The sequence below is a fragment of the Bradyrhizobium sp. SZCCHNR1051 genome, from assembly GCF_032489615.1.
In the GTDB taxonomy this organism is placed as follows: domain Bacteria; phylum Pseudomonadota; class Alphaproteobacteria; order Rhizobiales; family Xanthobacteraceae; genus Bradyrhizobium.
Map to the genome: position 1 here is coordinate 111,024 of NZ_JAUEYJ010000024.1, position 23,044 is coordinate 134,067.

At 65.1% G+C, this 23,044-nt stretch carries 6 protein-coding genes; all 6 read left to right on the plus strand.

The features are described 5' to 3' along the window. The first annotated feature begins 509 nt into the window (after positions 1–509). The 6 genes from QW868_RS27015 to QW868_RS27040 all read left to right on the plus strand — a co-directional run bounded on the left by QW868_RS27015 (position 510) and on the right by QW868_RS27040 (position 23,004). Complete coding sequence (locus QW868_RS27015) at positions 510–2,039, plus strand: TolC family outer membrane protein (protein ID WP_316231943.1); 1,530 nt, start codon at positions 510–512, stop codon at positions 2,037–2,039. 251 nt (positions 2,040–2,290) lie between these two features. Beyond that, on the plus strand, positions 2,291–4,474 hold the full coding sequence (locus QW868_RS27020; protein ID WP_316231958.1) for a type I secretion system permease/ATPase: 2,184 nt from the start codon (positions 2,291–2,293) through the stop codon (positions 4,472–4,474). 1 nt (position 4,475) lies between these two features. Beyond that, positions 4,476–5,810, plus strand: coding sequence for an HlyD family type I secretion periplasmic adaptor subunit (locus QW868_RS27025; RefSeq protein WP_316231944.1), 1,335 nt, complete (start codon positions 4,476–4,478; stop codon positions 5,808–5,810). A gap of 455 nt (positions 5,811–6,265) precedes the next feature. Further along, a complete protein-coding gene (locus tag QW868_RS27030) occupies positions 6,266–7,102 on the plus strand; it encodes a transglutaminase-like cysteine peptidase (protein WP_316231945.1) in 837 nt (278 codons plus the stop codon). Positions 7,103–7,182: 80 nt separating this feature from the next. Further along, positions 7,183–7,533: a hypothetical protein gene (locus QW868_RS27035; RefSeq protein ID WP_316231946.1), complete on the plus strand. Its 351-nt coding sequence runs from the start codon at positions 7,183–7,185 to the stop codon at positions 7,531–7,533. Positions 7,534–7,944: 411 nt separating this feature from the next. Beyond that, the gene (locus QW868_RS27040; RefSeq protein ID WP_316231947.1) at positions 7,945–23,004 is read left to right on the plus strand and encodes a VCBS domain-containing protein; all 15,060 of its coding nucleotides are present in this window, start codon (positions 7,945–7,947) and stop codon (positions 23,002–23,004) included. The last annotated feature ends 40 nt before the right edge of the window (positions 23,005–23,044 follow it).

Genomic DNA, 23,044 nt, shown 5'->3' on the forward strand with positions numbered 1-23,044 from the left:
CAACGGTCGATCGTGACCTCCATTGTATCCTTGGTTGTTCCTCGATCCCTCGGCGGCAATCGCTCACGGCTGCCATGACGACGCGCCAGAACCCAGGCTCCGGACAAGCCGGCTTGGCAACGGTGGGCTATTGATCGCTTGTTGCCGGTCCTCCCTCGCGGGGTGACGTTCCGGTTGCCACAGCCGAGTTAATGCCGCGAAAGCGATCGATATATTGAAGCAACCACGGGAAACGCGACATTCTCTGTCGCGAGATTTTCTTTATAAAAGAAAAATAGCTGGCTTTAAATCAACCGCCTCGGCTTCGCGTCATCCCCATCGCATTGATTTTGCTTCAGGATCCTGAATCCTTCGCCTCGAAGAATGTGGCGGAGCGTAGCTATTCTGCCACAACCGGGCGGTTTTTCGTCGCAACTGTGGCGAGTCGCGTTGCGAGCTGATCTCACGTTTGTTATCGGTTCCATATGTTCAAGAGCATATATACACCGATTTTGATATGTGTTGTGGGAATGAGCTTTAGCCCGGCATTGGGCGCTGAGCCGTTCACCATCCAGGACGCCATCAACCAGGCGGTGAAGACCAATCCCGGTGTCGGGGAGGCCGCCGCCAGCCGGCGGGCCACCGAAGCCGAGCTTCGCCAGTCCCAGGGGACGCTGCTGCCGCAGGTCCGGCTCGATGCGAGCGCCGGGCCCGAGATGCTCAAGCAGTATGTTTCACCGGCGCCGGCCAATAATGGCCGCTACCTGCGCGGCCGCGAGGCCGGCGTGGTGGTCCGTCAGTTGCTGTTCGATGGCTTTTCCTCGATCAATGAAGTGTGGCGCCAGGCTGCGCGGGTCGATGCCGCCGCGTACCGCGTGCTGGAGCGAACCGAGCTGATCGGTCTCGATGCCGCCGAGGCCTATGTCGACGTGGTGCGCTACTCCAGGCTGGTCGCGCTGGCCGAGAAGAACCTCAAGGTTCATCTCGAGCTGCGCAGGAACGTGCTGGCCCGTTTCCAGGGCGGCCGGGCCGGCGAGGGCGACACCCAGCAGGCCGAGGAGCGGGTCGCTGCAGCGCAGGCCGCGCTCGAAGAATTCCGTCTCAGCCTGGAAGTGGCGCGGGCGAAGTACCGCAAGGTCGTCGGCGTCGAGCCCTATAACCTGCGTTTCCCGGGCCGGCTGTCCGACATGCCGAGAGACAAGGCGGAATCGCTCGATATCGCCTACAAGTTCAATCCGACCCTGCGCGCCGCCGCGGCGGATGTGACGGCTGCCAAGCGGGGCTTCGATGCCACGACCGGCACCTTCCTGCCGACGCTTTCGCTCGAAGGCCGCGCGACGACCGGCAAGGAATCGATCACCTACACCAATCGCTACGACGAGGTCAGCGGCAAGGTCGTTGCGTCCTGGGATATCTTCAACGGCGGTCAGAACAGCTGGCGCCGTGAGGAAGCCGCGCAGCGGATGATCCAGGAGCAGCAGAAGCACGCTCGGCTGCAGCGCGATGCGCTGGAGTCGATCGACAAGGCCTGGGCGGCCCGGATCATCACCGCCGATCGCGTCGCCGCCCTCGTACGCGATGTCGAAGCGGCCCGTCGCACCTTCGTCGCCTACAACAAGGAATACGAACTCGGCCAGCGCACGCTGATCGATCTCCTGAACTCGCAGAACCAGTACTTCAATGCCAACGTGTCGCTGGTGTCGGCGCGCGGTGTGGTTGTGTTCGCTGACTATCAGCTGCTCGCCGCGATGGGCCAGATGCTCAACTACCTGAAGACCGGGCATCCTCCGGAGACCGAGCCGGTGGACACGCCGAGCGGCTTCATCGGCTATAGCCTGGCGCCTGTTCGGCTGAGCGCGCCTGCGCCCGGACCGCAGCCGCTGAGCTCCGCCGGTCCGGTGCCGATGTTCGGCCTGCATGCTGGTACGCCGAAGCATCCTGCGCCGATTACCTTTGGCGATCGGTGGGCCTCGAGCGATCCTGAGGATACGACGCTATTCGTCGCGTCCGGAAAGTACGGCGGATTCGCTCAGAGCCCCAACGGGCACGCGCCGAAATAGGTGAGACTAACAAAGCCGGTGCATGTCGCGCCGGCTTTTCACCATACGCATTTACTTTGCGCTGAGATTGTCGAGAAGCACCTGCAAAAATCTTGAAAAAGTCAGGTGCGAGCCAAAGAATTGGGCTAAGGCAAATTATTAGCAAGAAGCAATGGGTGCAGGTCCGCGCTGCTCGGTGGGCCAGATGGGTTTTCGAGGCGTCGTTGAATATTCGTCCGACAAGGTTCGAGCTCGAAGAGACGGCCCACGTGATGCCGCAGATGAGCGCAGCCGCAGCAGCAACTGATCCTCTCAGCGACAGTCTGCTCTACCTCGCAGCTCATCATGGCCGCGCCTTGAGCCGCAGCGCGCTGCTATCCGGACTGCCGCTCGACAGCGGCGTGCTCAGCATCGCGCTCTACGAGCGCGCCGCGCAGCGGGCCGGGCTCGAGGCGCAACTGGTCGAACGGCCGCTGAGCGAGATCCCCGCGCTGGTGCTGCCTTGCGTGCTGATGTTTCACGACGGCACCACGCGCATCCTGCTGACGATCGACGAGGCCGCCGGCCGCCTCACCATCGTCGATCCCTCGCGTCGTGAACAGCCGGCGATCGAGCGCTTCGAGGCGGTCGCGGCGCGATATGTCGGCTTCGCCTATCTAGTGCGGCCCGCCACAGTCGCCGATCCGCGCGTGGCGGCAGCCGGCGAGGTGCCGAAGACGCACTGGTTCTGGTCGGTGGTCAGCCGCTTCGGCGCCAATTACGGCCATGTCGCGATCGCCGCGTTCATCGTCAACATCCTGGCGCTGGCCGCGCCGCTGTTCACGATGAGCGTCTACGACCGCGTGATCCCGAACGGCGCGATCCCCTCATTGGTCGCACTCGGCATCGGCCTTCTCCTCGCCATCGGATTCGACTTCCTGCTCAAGGTGGTGCGCAGCCGCATCATCGACATGACAGGCAAGAAGATCGACGTGGTGCTTGCCGCGAACATCTTCGAGCACGTGATGTCGCTGAAGATGGACAAGCGGCCGCCATCGGTCGGCATCCTCGCCAACCAGCTGCGCGACTTTGATTCGGTTCGCGAGTTCTTCACCTCCGGCACCGTGGTGTCGGCGACCGACATGCTGTTCGCGGTCGTGTTCATCATCGTACTGTTCATCATCGCGGGTCCCATCGCATGGATTCCGCTGCTGATGCTGCCGGTGATGATCGCCGTCGGGCTGCTGATCCAGCGGCCGCTCGAACGCGCGATGCGGCAGATGCAGGCGCAGTCCGCCGCGCGTCACGGCATTCTGGTGGAATCGCTGAACGGAATGGAGACGGTCCGCGCGGTGGCCGGCGAGAGCCGGGTGCAGACGGTGTGGGAGCGCTCGGTGGCGGCGCAGGCGCGCTCCAGCGAGGACGTCCAGTTCTGGGCGTCGATGGCCATGACCGCGGCGAGCGTCGCCAGCCAGTTATGCAGCCTGCTGCTGGTCGTGGTCGGCGTGTTCCTGATCCTCGACGGCAAGCTCTCGGTCGGCGCGCTGGTGGCGGCCAACATGCTGTCGGGTCGCGTGCTCGGTCCGATCGCGGGCATCGCCGGCCTGATGACGCGCTTCACCCAGACGACGTCGGCGCTGCGCTCGATCGACCGGCTGATGTCCCTGGACCGTGAGCGTCCGCCGGAAAAGATCTACGTCGCGCGTGAGATCAACCAGGGCCGCATCCAGTTCAAGAACGTCAGCTTCTCCTATCCGGGAAGCCAGACCAAGGCGCTCGACAACGTCTCCTTCGATATCAAGCCGGGCGAGAAGATCGGCATCATCGGTCGGGTCGGCTCGGGCAAGACCACCGTCGGCCGCCTCGCCACTGCGTTCTATCCGCCGACCGAAGGCAGCATCCTGATCGACGGGATCGACATCCAGCAGTACGACCCGGCCGATCTGCGCGCCGGCATCGGCTTCGTGCTGCAGGACACCGACCTGTTCTACGGCAAGCTGCGCGACAACATCACGCTCGGCCGCCCAGCGGCGACCGATGAGGAGGTGCTCGAGGCAGCGCGGCTCGCCGGCGTCGAAACCTTCATCGCCGGCCACCCGCAGGGCTATGAGATGATGATCGCCGAAGGCGGCCGCAGCCTGTCGGGCGGGCAGAAGCAGGCGATCGGGCTGGCGCGCGTCCTGATCCGCAAGCCGCGCGTGCTATTCCTCGACGAGCCGACTGCACATTTCGACGTCCGCAGCGAGGGCGAATTTCTCGAGCGCCTGAAGTCGCTGGCCAAAGGCGAGATGTCCATCATCGTCTCGACCCACCGGCCTTCGTTGTTGTCGCTGGTCGACCGCATCCTGGTGTTCGACTCCGGCAAGATCGTCGCCGACGGTCCGACCGCGCAGATCCTCACCATGCTGCGTCCGCAGCAGCCCGCGGCGGCGCCGGCCGCGAGCCACGCGGTGAAGCCGGTCCAGGGGACGCGGTGACATGGCGCTCAGCGATTTCGCGTTCTCCAACGACATCAGGGCTGCCGTCGAGCTGCGCACGCCGAAGACGGCGCGGATGCTGCTGCTGGCCTCGCTCGGCCTGTTCTTCACCTTCCTGATCTGGGCGCATTTCGCCGTGCTCGATGAGGTCAAGCGCGGCAATGGCAAGGTCGTGCCGTCGCGCCAGACCCAGGTGGTTCAATCGCTGGAAGGCGGCATCATCGCCGATCTCCTGGTGCAGGAAGGCGCGATCGTCGAAAAGGATCAGCCCCTGGCGCGGATCGAGGACACCAATTTTGCGTCGCAGTTCGGCGAGATCCGCGAGCGCCGCGGCGCGATGGCGGCGCGGGTGATCCGGCTGGCGGCGGAAACCGAGGGCCGCAGCCCGGTCGAGTTTCCCGAGGAGCTCGTCGCGGACGCCCCGCGCGCGGTGCAGACCGAGCGCGCCGTGTTCGACGCCCATGCGCGCAAGCTTGCGCAGGACATCGACGTCGTGCAGCAGCAGGAGCAGCAGAAGAGCAAGGAGATCGACGAGCTCAGGGCCACCGAGAAGCGCTTCTCGGAGACGTTGGCACTGCTCAATCGCGAATTGGGGCTGACCCGCAAGCTGTTCGACCAGAAGGTGGTGCCGGAGATCGAGATGCTCCGCGCCGACCGCCAGGCCACCGACATGCGGGGGCAGCTCGCGGTGGTGCAGGCGAGCATCGTGAAGACCGAGGCCGCAGTGCAGGAGGCGCGCGCTCGCCGGCTCAACATCGTCACGGCGTTTCGCGCCCAGGCCGAGGACGATCTCGCCAAGTCGCGCGGCGATCTCGCCGTGCTCGAAGAGAACATCAAATCGGCCCAGGACCGGGTGCGGCGGACCGAGCTGCGCTCGCCCGTGCGCGGCATCGTCAACAGGCTCAACGTCACCACCATCGGCGCCGTGGTCGCGCCAGGCGCCAGCCTGATGGAGATCACGCCGCTCGATGACACGCTGCTGGTCGAAGGCCGCATCCGTCCGCAGGACATCGCCTTCATCCGTCCCAACCACGAGGCGGTGGTCAAGCTCAGCGCCTATGATTCCTCAGTGTACGGCTCGTTGCACGGGCGCGTCGAGCGCATCAGCGCCGATACCATCACCGACGAGAAGGGCGACAAGAACGAGCGTGGCGAGACCTTCTATCGGGTGATGGTGCGCACCGAGAAGAACCACCTCGGTACCGCCCAGCAGCCGCTTCCGATCATCCCGGGCATGGTCGCGACCGTCGAGATCCTGACGGGCAAGAAATCGGTGCTGGACTATCTGGTCAAGCCTGCTCGCATGCTGCGCGACGAGGCGCTGCGCGAGCGCTGAGCGCAGGCGCGGCCAGCTCGTGTGAGTGCAGCGATACCCGGTTCTCCGCGAAAAGTATGTGAGATCCCAGAAGTCGCTGCGCTGATCCGCGGCTGAGCGAGCCGGCCTGCGTTACCAAATTCTGAATCGTTCAAATGCGACGCGATTTGGTCGGCCGCGATTAGTCGCGTTCGCAGCTTGGCCGCGAACATCACCGCGGTTTAACCGGCCCGAAGCCGCGCCGGCCCTATCCCTGATCCGATAACAACCGGGACAGGGATCGACGCGATGACGTCGGCCGATGCCCCGGAGCATACGGGGCGTCACTGATGTTGCGGATCGATCGGCCGCGGGCTCTCCCGCGCGCGCTGGGGCTTGCGCTTGTGTTGTCGGTCGTGGCCGGTTGTGCCGGCGCTGCGTTTGCCGAGACTTCAAATCGTAGATCTCCGCAGGGCACTGCGGATAGCGCGCTGCCGGTGCCGCCGCCCGTCCGTTTCTTCACCATCAATGCCGTGCTCGCCAAGCACGACGGCCTGCGTCGCGCGGCCTCCGGGCCTGTGGAAGTGGCATCGACCGACCCGGCCGGGCGCGCCGGATCAGTCAGCGACGCCCCGCAGGAGCCGGCGGTCGCCAATCCCAGCGACGAGCCGTTCGGCCTGATGACGTTCCGCGCACCCGAAGGCGTGCTGTGGGTGAAATGGCGCGGCATCCAGGCTGCGATGGCGAGCGAGCGGATGTCGACCGAGCGCTGCAACGGCGATGACGCGCGCTGCTCGGCGTCGGAGCGCTTCTTCGTCGCGCTGATGCGGTCGGCGGCTGCCGCCAGCGAAGGTCGTGCGCGCGCGGAAATCATCAATCGCGGCGTCAACCAGGCGGTGCGCTACGTCAGCGACGATCAGCAACACGGCCTGCCGGACGTCTGGAGTTCGCCACTGCAGACCTTGCGCAGCGGCCTCGGTGACTGCGAGGACTACGCGATCGCGAAATATGCGTTGTTGCTGGCGGCGGGAACGCCGGAATCCGATCTCAAGCTGCTTCTGGTCCGGGACCTCGCCGTGCGGCAGGATCACGCCGTCGTCGCAGTCCGGCTCGAGGGCAAGTGGTTCGTGCTCGACAATCGGCGGGCCGCTCTGATGGAGGGACGAGATCTGCAGTCCTTCATGCCGCTGTTTGCAATCGATCACCGCGGCGTCAGCCTGTTCGCGGCGCCCTATGCCGAGCGGCCGCACCACGAAAGCGAGAGCGACGTCACGCCGGCGGCCGAAGCCGACATCGGCGGCGGCCGTGATCCGGGCCGGCCGTTGCTGCTCTGAATGTCGCAGCCGAACGACTTGTAGCCGGCGCCGTTTGCGGTCTTAATGCACGCCGGGAAGCTGGCGAGCAGGGGGCCGCGGTGAATATCAAGCAAGTCATGGTTTGCGGGGCAGTGGTCCTGTCGGCGATCGGTGGGATGATCGGCATCGCGCGGGCCGACGCCGTGGTGCTGCCGGGCGCGGCGTTTGCGATCGCCTGCGAGAATGGCGGCAGTTACGTGCTGCGCTCTCGTCCCGTGCTCGCGCCGGGCGAGATCGTCACCGCGCAACTCTACCTCCATCCTCGCCACGCGATTCCGGTCCGTCTCGTTCCGATGGGCGACGGCTATCGCTACGCGGGCCGCGGCGTGTGGCTCGATGGCATCGGTGACCAGGCGCTGTTGTATTTGCGCAAATATGAACCGGTCGCCTGCGTGGTCGGCCGCATCTGAGGCATTCTGCCGCTGCACAACCTCTTTCAAGAATAGGCTCCGCCTTTCGCAAATAATTCGCGAGAGGCGGAGTTCCATTTCGGCCATTTCATGGCGCTCAGCTCATATTCACGACAGCGTGCGTTGTGTTCCGCAAGTATTGCGCGCGGAACAACTGCGGATCAGTAGTAATTCTCCAGGCCAAAACCCGATTTAATCTTGTCTTTCCGGCTGCGCCATGCGTAGCGCGGAAGCATAGGCGCGGACTAATTTACCTTCGTAAATGCCGCTGCACTTGACTGCATTTACCCAAAGTCCCTAAAGTCTGATTAACAAGAACCGGTAATATTGACCCGTATTCTCGTTTAATAATAGTTTAACGATAGAAATGGGGGCGCCACCAAAGCGCCCCATATTTGGAGGTTTTGGCGCATGAATGCTCCTGTCCTGCTGGCCCAGTTGACCGGCACGTCCTCGCAGCCATCCAGCGCCTCTGCAAAGCACCTCAAGATCGGCAAACCGCCGGGCAACCAAGCCATTACGGTTCATCTCGACGGTCAGAGCCAGATCGATTTTAGCGACATCGCCAGCGAGCGGCTGACCTTCATCAAGATCGGCAACCGCCTCATCATCCTGTTCGACAATCAGTCGACGGTGTCCATCGATCCGGTTTTCGATACCAACGGCGCCCCGCTGAAGGACGTCAGCTTCGAGGTCGGCCCCGACCGAATCATCAATGGCGATCAGTTCGCCGAGCTGTTTCCCATCACCACCGACCAGTCGGTGCTGCCCGCCGCGGGAACGCCCGGTGCGCCGGGCGTGCCTGCCGGAGCGAACTTCGGGACGTTCAAGATCGATGCGCTGATCGGCGGCACGCCGCTTGGGCTGCTGGGAGCCGAGGACACCAACACCAAATTCGGCGACAATCCGGTCACGCCGAATCCGACGCCGATTGCTGGCGTCGCCGACAGCGTGGTGCTCAACGAGGACGGCCTGTCCGAAGGCCGGCCCGGCGGCAGCGGCGACATCGGCGGCGTGGCGACGAGCTTTACCGGTTCGCTGAACGTCGACTTCGGCACCGACGTGATCGGTCGCGCCTTTGCGTTTGCGGCGTCACAGCCTGGTCTTGCCGGGCTGACGTCCGGCGGCCAGGAGGTGCATTTTGCGATCACCACCGTCAACGGCCAGCCGGAGCTGATCGGCTATATCGGCAGTGATCCCTCGATCGTCGCCAACCAGGTCTTCACCGTCACGCTCGACGCCAACGCGACGATCGCGGGGACCTATATGGTCACGCTGCTGCAGCCGCTCGATCATCCGGTCTTCGGCACCGAAGACACGCTGAACCTCACCATCAACGTCATCGCCATCGACGGCAGCGGCGACACCGCGCCGGTGACGATCGTGATCGGCGTCAACGACGATTCGCCGGTCGCCGGCACCGTCGAGGCGATCAATGTCGCCGAGCACACCGGCGGCGCCAGCGAAGGCGGCGGCGAGAGCGAGCTCGTCGCCAAGGTCGTGGGCGGCGACGGCTTCGAGCCGACCACCGCGAGCGTGGACCTCAACATCGGCTGGGGCGCCGACAACGGCAACAGCAAGGTCGATGGCGGCTCCAACGGGACCGTGGTCGACGGCGACCGCTCGCTGGTGTTCGACGCGTCCGAGATCGCGACCTTGCAGGCGCTGGGCCTGACCTCGAACGGCGAGGCCATCTCCTACACGCTGTCGGCCAACGGCACCGAGATCATTGCGACCGCAGGTGAGGGTGAGGGCGCGCGCACCATCTTCACCGTGTCGCTGTCCGACACCGGCTCCGGCAGCGCCACCTTCACCCTGTCCGACAATATCGACCACAACGGCGCCAACGACGCGTCGCTGCCGCTGACCTTCATGGTGGTTGCGACCGACGCCGACGGCGACCCCGTCAACAGCGCCTTCACCGTCAATGTCGCCGATGACGGCCCGAGCTTCGGCGAGAAGCCGAGCTATTCGGTGGTCGACGAAGACGGTCTCGGCAATGCCGGCAACAGCTACGCCGACGGCCATGATGCCTATGGCGAAGACCTGACGGTCACCGATACGCTCGGAATCCGCTGGGGCTCCGACGACGCCAACAACAATGTCGACGGCGGCATCAACGCAACGCCGGTCAATGGCGACCGCGCCGTGACCTTCGCCGCAAACGTGGTGGCCTCGCTCGAGGCGCAGGATCTGACCTCCGACGGCTTTACCCTGCGCTACGAAGTGTCGGGGAACGGCACCGTGCTGACCGCCTATCGCTATGATGCCGCGCACGAGACCTATGTCGATGCCAACGGCAAGCCGCTGGAAGGCGAGGGGCTGTCGGGCGCCGTGGTGTTCACGGTGTCGCTGTCGGACCAGGGTCATGGCTCCTACACCTTCGCGCTGTCGGGCAACCTGGATCACCCGGTGCACGGCACCGAGGATGACATCACCCTCAACATCGGTTTCGTCGCCACCGATTCCGATGGCGATGCGATCACCGACACCTTCACGGTGAAGGTCAATGACGACGCACCGAGCTTCGGCGAGAAGCCGAGCTATTCTGTGGTCGACGAGGACGGCCTCGGCAACGCCGGCAACAGCTACAAGGATGACGGCGACGCCTATGGCGAAGACCTGAAGGTCACCGATACGCTCGGCATTCGCTGGGGCGCCGACAGCGCCAACAGCCATGTCGATGGCGGCATCGATGGCACGCCGGTCAACGGCGACCGCGCCGTGACCTTCGCGGCCGACGTGGTCGCGACGCTCGACGCCCAGAATCTCACCTCGAACGGCTTCGGTCTCACGTACGTCGTGTCCGACAACGGCACGCTGCTGACCGCCTATCGCTATGACGCCGAGCACGAGACCTATGTCGGCGCAGACGGCAAGCCGACGGATTCGGCCGGCGCGACGGTGTTCACCGTGGCGCTGTCCGATCAGGATCACGGCTCCTACACGTTCGAGCTGAAGGGCAATCTCGATCACCCGGTGCACGGCACCGAGGACGACATCACGCTCAACATCGGCTTCGTCGCCACGGATTCCGACGGTGACGCGGTGACCGACAGCTTCACCCTGAAAGTCAACGACGACGCGCCGGTGTTCGGCGATGCGCCGAGCGCCGGCGTGGTCGACGAAGACGGCCTCGGCAATGCCGGCGACAGCTACGTGGAAGGCAGCGACGTCGCCGGCGCCGATCTGACGGTGACCAAGACGCTCGCCATCCTGTGGGGCGCCGATAGCGCCAACAGCCATGTCGACGGCGGCATTGATGGCGCGTCGGTCAAGGGCGATCGCGCCGTCACTTTCGCCGCGGACACGGTTCCCTCGCTCGAGGAGCTGGGGCTGACGTCGAACGGGATTGCGCTGAGCTATCACGTCTCCGAGAACGGCACGCTGCTGACGGCCTATCGCTACGACGCCGCCCACGAGACCTATGTCGACGCGAACGGTGAGCCGACGGAGGACCTCGCCAGCGCCACGGTGTTCACCGTCTCGCTGTCGGACCAGGATCACGGCTCCTACACCTTCAATCTCACCGGCAATCTCGACCACTCGGTCCACGGCAGCGAGGATAGTCAAGGGCTGTATTTCGGCTTTGTCGCCACCGATTCCGACGGCGACGCAATCCACGGCAGCTTCAATGTCGAGGTCAACGACGACGCCCCGGTGTTTGGCGAGCGCGTCAGCTACTCCGTGGTCGACGAGGATGGTCTCGGCAATCCCGGCAATTCCTACGCGGATGGCAACGACGCTGCGGGCGCCAATCTGACGGTGACCGACTTCCTCGGCATCCGTTGGGGCGCCGACAGTGCCAACAGCCATGTCGACGGCGGCATCAACGGTGCGCCGGTCAACGGCGACCGCGCCGTCACCTTCGCCGTCGACGTGGTCTCGACGCTTACCGCCCAGCATCTGACGTCGAACGGCGTCGCGCTGACCTACACCGTGTCCGCCGGCGGCACGATGCTGACCGCCTACCGCTACGAAGAAGCGCATCACACCTACGTCGACGGCGAGGGCCATGCCACCGGCGACTTGACCAAGGCTGCAGTGTTCACGGTGTCGCTGTCCGACCAGGGGCAGGGGTCCTACAGCTTCACGCTGATCGACAACATCGATCATCCGGCCCACAACACCGAGGACGACGTCACGCTCACCCTCGGCTTCGTCGCCACGGATTCGGATGGCGATGCGGTCTCCAACACCTTCAAGGTCAAGATCAACGACGACGCGCCGGTGCTGAACCGAGAGATGGCGACCGGCGTGGTCGATGAGGACGGGCTCCCGATCGGGCTCGCGGGCGGGCCTGGCGACGTCCCCGGCCAGAACACGGTCGCAACGGGCGATCTCGGCATCTCCTGGGGCAGCGACAGCGCCAACAATCTCGGCAATGTCGGGATCACCGGTGCGTCACCGGTGAACGGCGACCGCGCCGTCACCTTCGCATCCGACGCCACTACCACGCTCGCCGCGCAGCACCTGACCTCGAACGGCGTCGCGTTGACCTACGGCGTCAGCGAAGGCGGCACGTTGATCACGGCCTACCGCTTCGACGGACAGCACTACATCGACGGCAACGGCAACTGGACCGGCAACAAGGCCAATGCCGCCGTGTTCACGGTGAGGCTGTCCGACCTCGATTCCGGATCCTACAGCTTCACGCTGCTCGACAATCTCGATCACCCGGTGCCCAACACCGAGGACAGCATCGCCCTGACGCTGAAATACGTCGCCACCGATTCCGACGGCGATCAGGTCAGCGGCACGTTCAAGGTCAGCGTCAACGACGACAGCCCGGAGGCGCATACCGGGGCGGCCAAGAGCATCAGCGAAGCCGGTCTCAACGCCGGTGGCGGCGATTGCGGCCCCGATTTCGGCGGTCACGATTTCGGCGGCCACGATGGCGGCAGCCGCGATCCTCAGGTGACCGGCGCGCTCAACATCAAATGGGGTGCCGACAACAACGACAGCGGCGCCGCCGATCGCTCGGTCCGCTTCGCCAACACGTCCAACGCCGCCGCCGATGTCCATGTGACCAACGGCAGCGATGTCGGCCTCAGCGGCCTGACCTCGGACGGTCAGCAGGTGAAATACGCCTTCGATCATGGCGTGCTGGTCGGCTACACCGGCAACAGCCTCAATTTCGGGCAGCGCGTGTTCGAAGTCTCGCTCGATGACGACGGTACCGGCACCTACACCTTCAAGCTGCTCGGCAATCTCGATCATCCGGCCGGGCAGGGCAGCAACGTCGTCAAGCTGACGTTCGACTACACCGCGACCGATTCCGACGGCGATTCAAGCAGCAGCACGTTCACCGTCACCGTGATCGACGACGTCCCGACGATCGGGCACGCCGAGAGCGAGACCGTCAGCGAAGCCAACCTTCCGACCGATCTCTACGACGTCCTGTTCCCGGATTCGCCGTACTCCACCGTGCAGACCGGCCGCCTCGCGATTTCCTGGGGCGCCGACGACAACGATTCCGGCGCGACCAACAACCGCTCGGTGGCGTTCTTCGACACGACCGCCCCGGACGGGCTGACGTCGAACGGCTATGCGATCAGTTACGTGGTCTCGTCCGACGGCACCACGCTGAGCGCGGTCACCACCGATCATCGCACCGTTTTCACCGTCACGCTGAGCGATGACGGCGACGGCAGCTACAAGTTCACGCTGCTCGACAACCTCGACCATGGCAAGTCGGGCACCGACAGCCTGGCGCTGAGCTTCGGCTTCAAGGCCACCGATTCCGACGGCGACAGCGCCGCGAGCAGCTTCACGGTGGCGGTGACCGACGACGTGCCGACCGTCGGCTGCGCCGAGGACGAGACCGTCAGCGAGGCCAGCCTGCCGACCGACGGCTACGACACCAGCCATCCAGACGCGTCGAACTCGACGGTCCAGACCGGCAGCCTCGACATTTCCTGGGGGGCCGACGACAACAATACGGGTGTCGGGCACAACCGCGCGGTGGCCTTCACCACTGTCGCCGGCGCCACGGGCCTGACCTCCGACGGCTCGGCGATCAGCTACACGATCTCCAGCGACGGCACCTTGCTGACGGCGGTCACCGCGGATCACCGCACCGTCTTCACCATCCAGTTGTCCGACAGCGGCGATGGAAGCTACAAGTCCACGCTGTACGACAACATCGACCACCCGGCGTCCGGCCAGAACGATGACAGCCTGCCGCTGACGTTCGGCTTCAAGGCCACCGATTCCGACGGCGACAGCGTCACCAGCAGCTTCAAGGTCACGGTGCTCGACACCACGCCGGTCGCTGTGGCCGGCGACGCCAAGACCGTCGATGAGGACGATCTGCCGGGCGGCACCGATGCCTCCAAGGAGCCGACCGCGGTCAGCGGCGACCTCAACATCAGCTGGGGCTCCGACGACAGCAACAAGACCTCGGGCGGCGGGCTCGGCGACCGCTCGGTCACCTTCCGCTACACGAGCGCGGGCGCGAATGTCGACGCCGAGGACAGTTCGGGCCGCAATCTGACGCTGACGTCGGATGGCCAGACGGTGAAGTACACCTTCGAGAACGGCGTGCTCGTCGGCTACACCGGCAGCGATCTCGCCCACGGCGCCCGCGTGTTCGAAGTGTCGCTGAGTGACCAGAACGACGGCTCCTACAACTTCAAGCTGCTCGGCACTCTGGACCATCCCGCCGGCAGCGGCGAGAACATTGTCAAGCTGTCGTTCAGCTTCACGGCGACCGATGGCGACGGCGACACGTCCAGCAACAGCTTCGCCGTCTCGGTCAAGGACGACGTGCCGGTGCTCGGTTCGCCGACCGCCGCGACGCTGACCGAGAACGCCACCGGCTCTGCTGGCGCGGAGGTGTTTCAGACCCAGACCGCGGCCGATGTCGCGCTCAACATCAATTGGGGTGCCGACGACAGCAATTCGGGCGCGGCCAATCGCAGCGTCGCATTCGATAGCGCGATCCATACCGGCGACGTGGTCAAGACCGCCGGCGCAGGCAGCCCGACGCTGACGTCGAACGGCACGGCGGTGCAGTTCATCCGCGTGTCGGACACCGAGATCTGGGGCGTCGCCAACGACAATGGCGGCCAGCTCACGACGAATGACCGCAAGGTGTTCCACATCACGCTGTCCGACGATGGCTCCGGCAGCTACACCTTCGAGCTCCTGGACAATGTCGATCACGTCGGCTCGGGCCAGACCAATGCACTGTCGCTGAAGCTCGGCTTCACCGCGACCGATGCCGATGGCGATACCGCCTCCGGCGGCAACTTCACCGTCACCATCAATGACGACAACGGCCGGCCCGCGATCGGCACGTCTGATGCCGGGACCGTCGACGAGGAGGGGCTTTCCGGCGGCAACACCGGAGCGGCCACCGGCGACGTCGCCGGTGCCAATGTCACGGCCAACGGCTCGCTGGCGATCTCCTGGGGCGCCGACGACAACAACAGCGGCGGCGTGAGCCGCGCGGTCGCGTTCAGCGGCATCACCAACGGCCAGAACGCCACGTCGGACGCGGGCTCGCTGACGGTCGAGGGCGTCCAGGTCAAGCTCTGGGTCGTCGGCAATACGGTCTATGGCTACACCGGCAGCAATCCGACCAACGGCAACCCGCCGTCGGTGGCCAGCCAGGTGTTCAAGGTCTCGCTCGATGATTCCGGTGCAGGCAGCTACAGCTTCACGCTGCTGAAGCACGTCGATCATCCGGCCGGCCAGAACGAGAACGACGTCAAGCTGACCTTCGGCTTCACCGCCACCGATGCGGATGGCGACAGCGCCAGCTCGTCATTCGCGGTGACGATCGACGACGATACCCCCGTTGCGACCGCGACGGTGTTGAGAGCCGCGGTCTACGAGAGCGAGCTGCCGAACGGAACGGTGGTGACCGCCACCGGCAACCATGGCGGCGACCTCAATGGCGACGGCAACGGCAACGATTCCTACTTCACCGGCAATCTGAGCTCGCTGGTGTCGTTCGGCGCCGACAAGCCCGGCACCTATACGGTCGAGAAGACCAACCTCGCGCCCGAGCTGCTGTCGCTGACGTCGGGCGGCGTGGCGCTGACCTACAGCATGGGGGTCGACAACACGCTGATCGCCAAGGCTGGCAGCGTCACGATCTTCGAATTCCAGGTCGATGCCAACACCGGCCAGTATTCGTTCCGTCTGAAGGGCGCGCTGGACCACGTCGGCACCGGCCATGACAACACGCTGACGCTCGACCTGTCGACGGCGGTGACCGCCACCGATTCCGACGGCGATTCCGTTGCGCTGCACGATCAGATCATCATCACCGTCAACGATGACAGCCCGCAGTCGCAGGACGTCGACACCGTCGCGATCTCGGAGGCAGCCGGCAGCGTCTCGACCGGCGCGGTCGATCTGCGCATCACCTATGGGGCCGATGGCGACAGCCCCGGGCCGTCGGTGACGTTCTTCGGCGCGTCGCCGGTGCGCGTCTACGATGCAGCCGACCACCAGCTCTCCGGACTGACATCGCTCGGCTTCGGCCTGACCTATGTGATGTCGGCGGATCACACGACGCTGACCGCCTATCGCATGAGCGGTGGCAGCTACATCGGCCAGAATGGTCTGGTGACGGGCAACGCGGCTGATGCGGCCGTGTTCACGGTGACGCTGTCGGAGACCGGCACCGGCTCCTACAACTTCACCTTGCTGCAGCCGCTCGATCATCCCGCGCCGATCGGGACCTCGAGCGCCGCCGACCAGTATCTCGACCTCAATTTCGCCTTCGCGGTCGAGGACCGCGATCACGACGTCTTCACCAACAATTTCACCGTCCGGGTCGATGCCGCCGGCACCGTGACCACGACGCGTTATGACGCGCCGAATTCGCCGGTGTTCGTCAATCTCGGCGACAGCGCGGCGACGGTCCTCGGCGAGACGGTCGGGGCTCACAGCGTGACCGACCGCGCCGCGGTGACGGACAAGGTAGTCGGCACCGACAAGCTCGGCAGCGTGACCGAGGCCCACGGCTCAAATGGCGACGACATTCTGGTCGGCGGCAACGGCGTGGGCGGCGATGCCCTGTTTGGCGGCGCCGGCAACGACATCATCATCGGCGGAGGAGGTGGCGACCGGCTGTTCGGCGGCGCTGGCAACGACACCTTCCTCTACACGGTGGGCGACGGCAGCGACGTCATCGACGGCGGCTCGGAGTCTGGCACGACCTTTCCGAACTACGACGTGCTCGCGATCACGGGCGATGGAAATGCGCGCAATTTCACCATCGGTAAGACCTCGACCGGTACCGAGATCAATCCGACGCTGAACGATCCGTCCGCCAGCAACGCCACCGACATTCTGGTGCGCTATGACGGTTCGAACGGCGCGACGATCCGCGCCGACGAGATCGAGCGCATCACCATCGCCGGCGGCACCGCCAGCGACACGGTGACGATCACCGATATCAGCGGCACGGCGATCGCGCCGTCGACCATCGTGTTCAACGGCGGCTCCGGGAACGACACGCTGGATCTCGTCCGGTTTGCCGGCAACACCAGCGTTGTGTCCGACGGCGGCTCTGACACCGACACGGTGAAGTTCGGTTTCAAGTTCGCCGATGCGACCTACACCAAGGTGTTCGCGACGGACGGCGTGACGCTGATCGGCGTGCAGGTCACCCACAACGGCCTGACCGATACGTTCACGAATTACGAGAGCTTTGCCTTCACCGACGGCACCCGTTCGCTCACGGGCGTCTTCAACACGCCGCCGGTGGCTCATGACGACGCGGTCCAGGCGAGTGAGGATAGCCCGCTCACCGTCAACGCGCTGCTCAGCCTGCTCAACAACGACACCGACGTCGACAACAACACCTTGACCGTCACCGGCGTGTCGAACGCGACGCACGGCACCGTTTCGCTCTCCAACGGCAATCCGGTGTTCACGCCGGACAAGAACTTCTCGGGCGTCGCCGGCTTCGATTACACGGTCAGCGACGGCGATGGCGGGACCGCGACCGCGCATGTCACGGTCGACGTCGCACCGAAGGCGGACGCGCTGACGCTGGGCTTCATGGATCTCGGCCCGGCCTCGGGTGCCGAGGACACCACGATCAACCTGAAGCTCATCAGTGCCGCCGTCACCGACACCGACGGCTCCGAAAGCCTGCGGCTGCTGATTTCGGGCTATCCGGCCGGTGCGACCTTCTCGGTCGGCCATGCCGGAACCGGCGCTGACGCCGGCAAGTGGGTGATCGATAGCGCCGCCGCGATCGCCGCGTTCGACAGCCACCCGCTGCAGATCACGCCGCCCGCGAACTACAACGGCACGTTCTCGTTGTCGGTGGTCGCGGAGGTCACCGACCAGGCTACGTTGTCGGACGGCAACGTCCACACCGACGTCGTCAACACCGCACTGCAGACGATCGATGTCACGGTGACCCCGGTCAACGACGCGCCGCAGATCCATGCGCCGACGCAGGTGACGACGAACGAGGATACGCCATTCGCCTTCACCGGCGCGAACGCGTTCTCCTTCTCCGATGCGGACGGCGATGTCGTCGAGTCCGTGAGGTTCGACATCTCCGGCGGCACGTTCGCGATCCCGTCTCTCGGCGTCTACAACGCCAGCCAGACGCTCGCGATGAGCGGGTTCAAGATCAGCGATCTGAACGCCTGTCTGGCGTCGGCGGTGTTCACGCCACCAGCCGATAACGATGCGACGGGATCGGTCACGATCACCATCAACGACAACGGCAATGTCGGCGGTGGCAATCTGAGCGCGACGCAGACGATCACGATCAACATCAACCCGATCGAGGATGCTCCCACGGCCGTGGATGACACGGCCAGTGTGAACGAGGACACGACGTTAACCGTGTCCGATCCGACGCAGGGCGTTCTGCACAACGACCGCGACCCGGACACTGGCGACACGCTGAGCGTGGTGGCGGGCGACTTCACGACGGCCAAGGGCGGCACGATTCACTTCAATGCCGACGGCACCTATGTCTACAAGCCCAAGGCCGACTTCTATGGCGCGGATACCGTGGATTACACGGTGCGTGATGCGGTCGGACAGACGGACATCGGCACGCTGACGGTCAACGTGGTGCCGATCAACGATGCACCGGAGATCCATGCCCCGACGCACGTGACCGCCGATGAAGGCGCGTCGTTCGCTTTCACCGGCGCGAACGCGATCACCTTCTCCGACGCGGACGGCAATGTCGTCGAGTCCGTGAGGTTCGACATCTCCGGCGGCACGCTGTCCATTCCGTCGCTCGGCGTCTTCAACGCTGAGCAGACGCTCGCGATGAGCGGGTTCAAGATCAACGATCTGAATACCTATCTGGCATCGGCGGTGTTCACGCCGAACAGCGACCAGCCGGGATCGGTCACGATCACCATCAACGACAACGGCAATGTTGGCGGCGGCAATCTGAGTGCCACCCAGACGGTCAGCGTCGAGGTCATCCCCGCCAACCACCCGCCGGTGGCGAACTCCGACACCCATGCGGTGCTCGAGGATGACACGCTCAACATCTCAGTTGCGAATGGCGTCATCCGCGGCTCGACCGGCGGCTCGGTGGCCGACAGCGACATCGACAACCCCGTCAGCTCGCTCGTCGTGTCCGGCGTCGTGGCCGGCACCGGCAGCGTGACGCAGGGGGCGGGCGTCGGCACCTCGATCGAGGGCGCCTACGGCCATCTGACGCTGAATTCGGACGGCTCCTACACCTATGTCGCCGACAAGGCCGATGCGCTGGCGGCGGGCGTGCCCGCGGTGGACACCTTCACCTATACCGACAAGGATCCGTCGGGCGCGGTGTCGAACACGGCGACGCTCAAGATCACGGTCACCGGCGTCAACGACGCGGCCGTGATCAGCGGCGACGCCACCGGCACCATCGCCGAGGAGGGCGGCATCGCCAACAGCCAGAGCAGCCCGCTCTACGGCATCGCCCGCGGCGACCTCAATGCGACCGACGTCGACGGGCACAACGATGTGTGGCAGGCGACGTCCTCGAACACGGCCAACGGCTACGGCTGGTACGACATCGGCAGCGATGGCAGGTGGACCTACGGCATCTATAACAACGACCCGAGAATCCAGGCGCTGAAGGAAGGCGAGACCACGCTGACCGACAGCTTCACGGTCTACACGGAGGACGGCACCGCCAAGACGGTGACGATCCAGATCCTCGGCAACAATGATGCGCCTGTCCTGCAGAACGCGCTGGCCGACCGCAGCTCGGCGGAAGATCAGCCGTTCAGCTTCACCATCCCGTCGAACACGTTTGCCGATGTCGATGGCCGCTTCGATGGCACCGCGAACCCGCTGACGCTGTCGGCGAACCTCAGCGACGGCAGCAACCTGCCGACGTGGTTGCACTTCGACGCCACGACCGGCACCTTCAGCGGCACCCCGCCGGCCAATTTCGCGGGCACGGTCAACGTCACGGTCTACGCCAGCGACGGCGAATATGCCGTCTCGGACGCCTTCACGCTGACCATCACGCCGGTCAATGACGGCGCTGCGAGCGTGACGGTGTCGGGCACGGCGACGCAGGGCCAGACGCTGACCGCCAATCTCGGCAGCGATCCGGATGGCGCCGCGTCGAACGTCGTCTATCACTGGCTGCGGGACGGCGCCGTCATCAACGGCGCAACCGGCTCGACCTACACGCTGGGGTCCAACGACGTCGGCCACAAGATCTCGGCCAACGTCACCTATACCGACGGCCAGGGCTTTGCCGAGAACGTGACCAGCGGCCAGACCGGCTCGGTCACGGCGCCGAACCACGCGCCGACCTTCGGAGCCGGAACGACCACGGCAAGCGTCACCGAGGACGCCTCCTATGCGGCGCCGAGCGGCAACCTGATCCAGAACGGCTCGTTCGGCTACTACAACGGCAACTTCTACACCCTGGATGCGTGGACGGTCGGGGGCGCCCATGCCGTCACCGTCGTGGGCGGCCGCACCGACGGCGGCTCGGCCGACTTCTACGGCGCATCGAGCTCGATGAGCCAGACCATCAGCACCGTCGTCGGCATGACCTATACCGTCGACTTCTACGTGATGACCTACGGTACGGCCGTGACATCGGGTGTCGACGGAACGACCCTTCTGACGACGAGTGCCTGGAACTTTGGCTGGACGGAGCAGACCTACCAGTTCACGGCGACCTCGACGTCGACGACGATCAAGTTCGCGAGCGCAGGTGGTGCCGTCATCGACGACATCTCGGTGCAACCCAGCACGGTCGTGACACCGGGCGTGGAGCGGGCGTCCGGCGCGATCGCCTTCACCGACGTAGACGGCGATGCCCAGACCGTGACCTACACGACACCGGCCGGCAGCAACTACTACGGCTCGTTCAACGCCACGGTCGACAATACCGGCCACAAGGTGAACTGGACGTTCACCGTCAACGACGCCGACATCCAGTCGCTGCGCGCCAGCGACCATATCGATCAGACCTACACGGTGAAGATCGACGACGGTCACGGCGGGACGACGACGCAGACCGTCACCGTCACGGTGAACGGCGTCAACGATGCGGCGTCGATCGCGGGCACGGCAAGCGGGACGGTCAAGGAGGACGGCACGCTGACGGCCGGCGGGACCCTGACGGCTACCGACGTCGATAGCGGGGAAGCCCAGTTCCAGACGCCCGCTTCACTGGCGGGGACGTATGGCACCTTCACCTTCAACGCGGTGACCGGGGCCTGGGGCTATACGCTGAACAATTCGGCGGCCAACGTCCAGGCGCTCAACAATGGCGACGTCAAGCACGACACGCTGACCGTGAAGTCGGTCGACGGCACGGCCAGCCAGGTCATCGACGTGACCATCAACGGCACGAACGAGCCGGCGCCGCTGGCCGTCGTGGACACCACGAGCGCCGACGGACGCTATGCGCTGTCGCAGAACACCGACTCGCCGAACGTGATCAGCCTGAATGCGGCAACGCTGTTCTCAGGCGGAACGGGGACGGTCACCTACACCTACAGCCTCGTCTACAGCTCGACCGGCGACGACAGCTGGATCCATCGGACCGGAAACCAGTTCACCGGCGATCCGAACAACAGCGATGCGGGCCTGTACGTCTACAAGGTGACGGCCACCGATTCGGTGTCGTCTGTGTCGACCTATCTCGCCTTCAACGCGCTCGACAATGGTGCGCTCAATCTCACCATCAACTCGCTGTCGGACAAGTCGTGGGTGGTCGGCTCGGCGCCGTGGCTGTCCGGCTACAGTGCCAACGACGGCGACGCGATCACCGCCACGGTCGACAACACGCTCGAGGCCAATGCCAACAACGGCTACGACGTGATGATCGGGTCGAGCGGCGGCAACAACTTCAACGGCGGCGCCGACGATGACGGCATCTACGGCCTCGGTGGCAACGACACGCTGCTCGGCGGCTCCGGCAACGACTATATCAACGGCGGCGCCGGCAACGACTCCATCCGCGGCGGCAGCGGCAACGACGTCACCATCGGCGGCTCCGGCAACGACACCTTCTATTGGGGCGTCAACGACGGCGTCGACACGGTCGACGGCGGCATCGGCGCCGACACGTTCGTCATCGAGGGGACGTCGTCGCAGGATCTGATCTATGTCACGGTTGCCGGCGGCGTGATCACCGACGTCAACGGGACCAAGCTCAGCAATATCGAGGCGGTGACCGCCGATCTCGGCGGCCACAACGGCGATACGCTGACCTACATCACCGGCGAGGACGTGACGGTCAATCTCGGAGCCGGCACGGCCACCGGCTTCGGCTCAATCGCCAATATCGAGCGCGTGACCGGTGGCTCGGGCGACGACATCCTGATCGGCAGCAGTGCTGCCAACACGATCAATGGCGGCGACGGCGACGACATTATCCGCGGCGGTGGCGGCAACGACACCATCGATGGCGGCGTCGGCATCGACCTGCTCGACTTCTCCGATGCGACGGCCGGCATCACCTTCACGCTGACGCAGAGCAGCAGCAACACCACCGGCCCGACCTTGTCCGGGATCGGCCAGGACACCTACAAGAACATGGAAGGCGTCATCGGCTCGGCCTATGACGATGTCATCAACGGTTCCTCGAGCAACGACGTCCTGATCGGCGGCGCCGGCTCGGATAAGCTGACCGGCAACGGCGGGTCCGACACGTTCAAGTGGAACACCGGTGATCTCGCCGGCGGCGGGCTCGACACCATCCTGGATTTCCAGACCGGGACCTCCGGCGACGTCATCGACCTCTCGGGCCTCTTGGCCAGCGTGTCCGGCAACCATGCCGACGCGGTGCGCTTCGTCGACAGCGGCGGGCACACCAGCCTGGCCTCGGCCAACGGCAGTGGCGTTCTGAACAACGGCGACCTGACGCTGCAGATTAACGCCGGCTCCGGCTGGACCAACGTCGCGACGATCAAGGACACCGGCGGCAACCTCACGGCCGGCGACGACGTGATCAAGATGATCATCGACAACAGCCACGCCCAGACGCAGGTCCACGTCTGACCCGGCCGGCTTGGGACAAGCAGAAGCAAAGGGCCGCCCA

Bases quoted from the DNA above. Each gene is read 5' to 3' on its own strand.
- QW868_RS27015 (WP_316231943.1), top strand. From the start codon at position 510: ATGAGCTTTAGCCCGGCATTGGGCGCTGAGCCGTTCACCATCCAGGAC.
- QW868_RS27020 (WP_316231958.1), top strand. From the start codon at position 2,291: ATGCCGCAGATGAGCGCAGCCGCAGCAGCAACTGATCCTCTCAGCGAC.
- QW868_RS27025 (WP_316231944.1), top strand. From the start codon at position 4,476: ATGGCGCTCAGCGATTTCGCGTTCTCCAACGACATCAGGGCTGCCGTC.
- QW868_RS27040 (WP_316231947.1), top strand. From the start codon at position 7,945: ATGAATGCTCCTGTCCTGCTGGCCCAGTTGACCGGCACGTCCTCGCAG.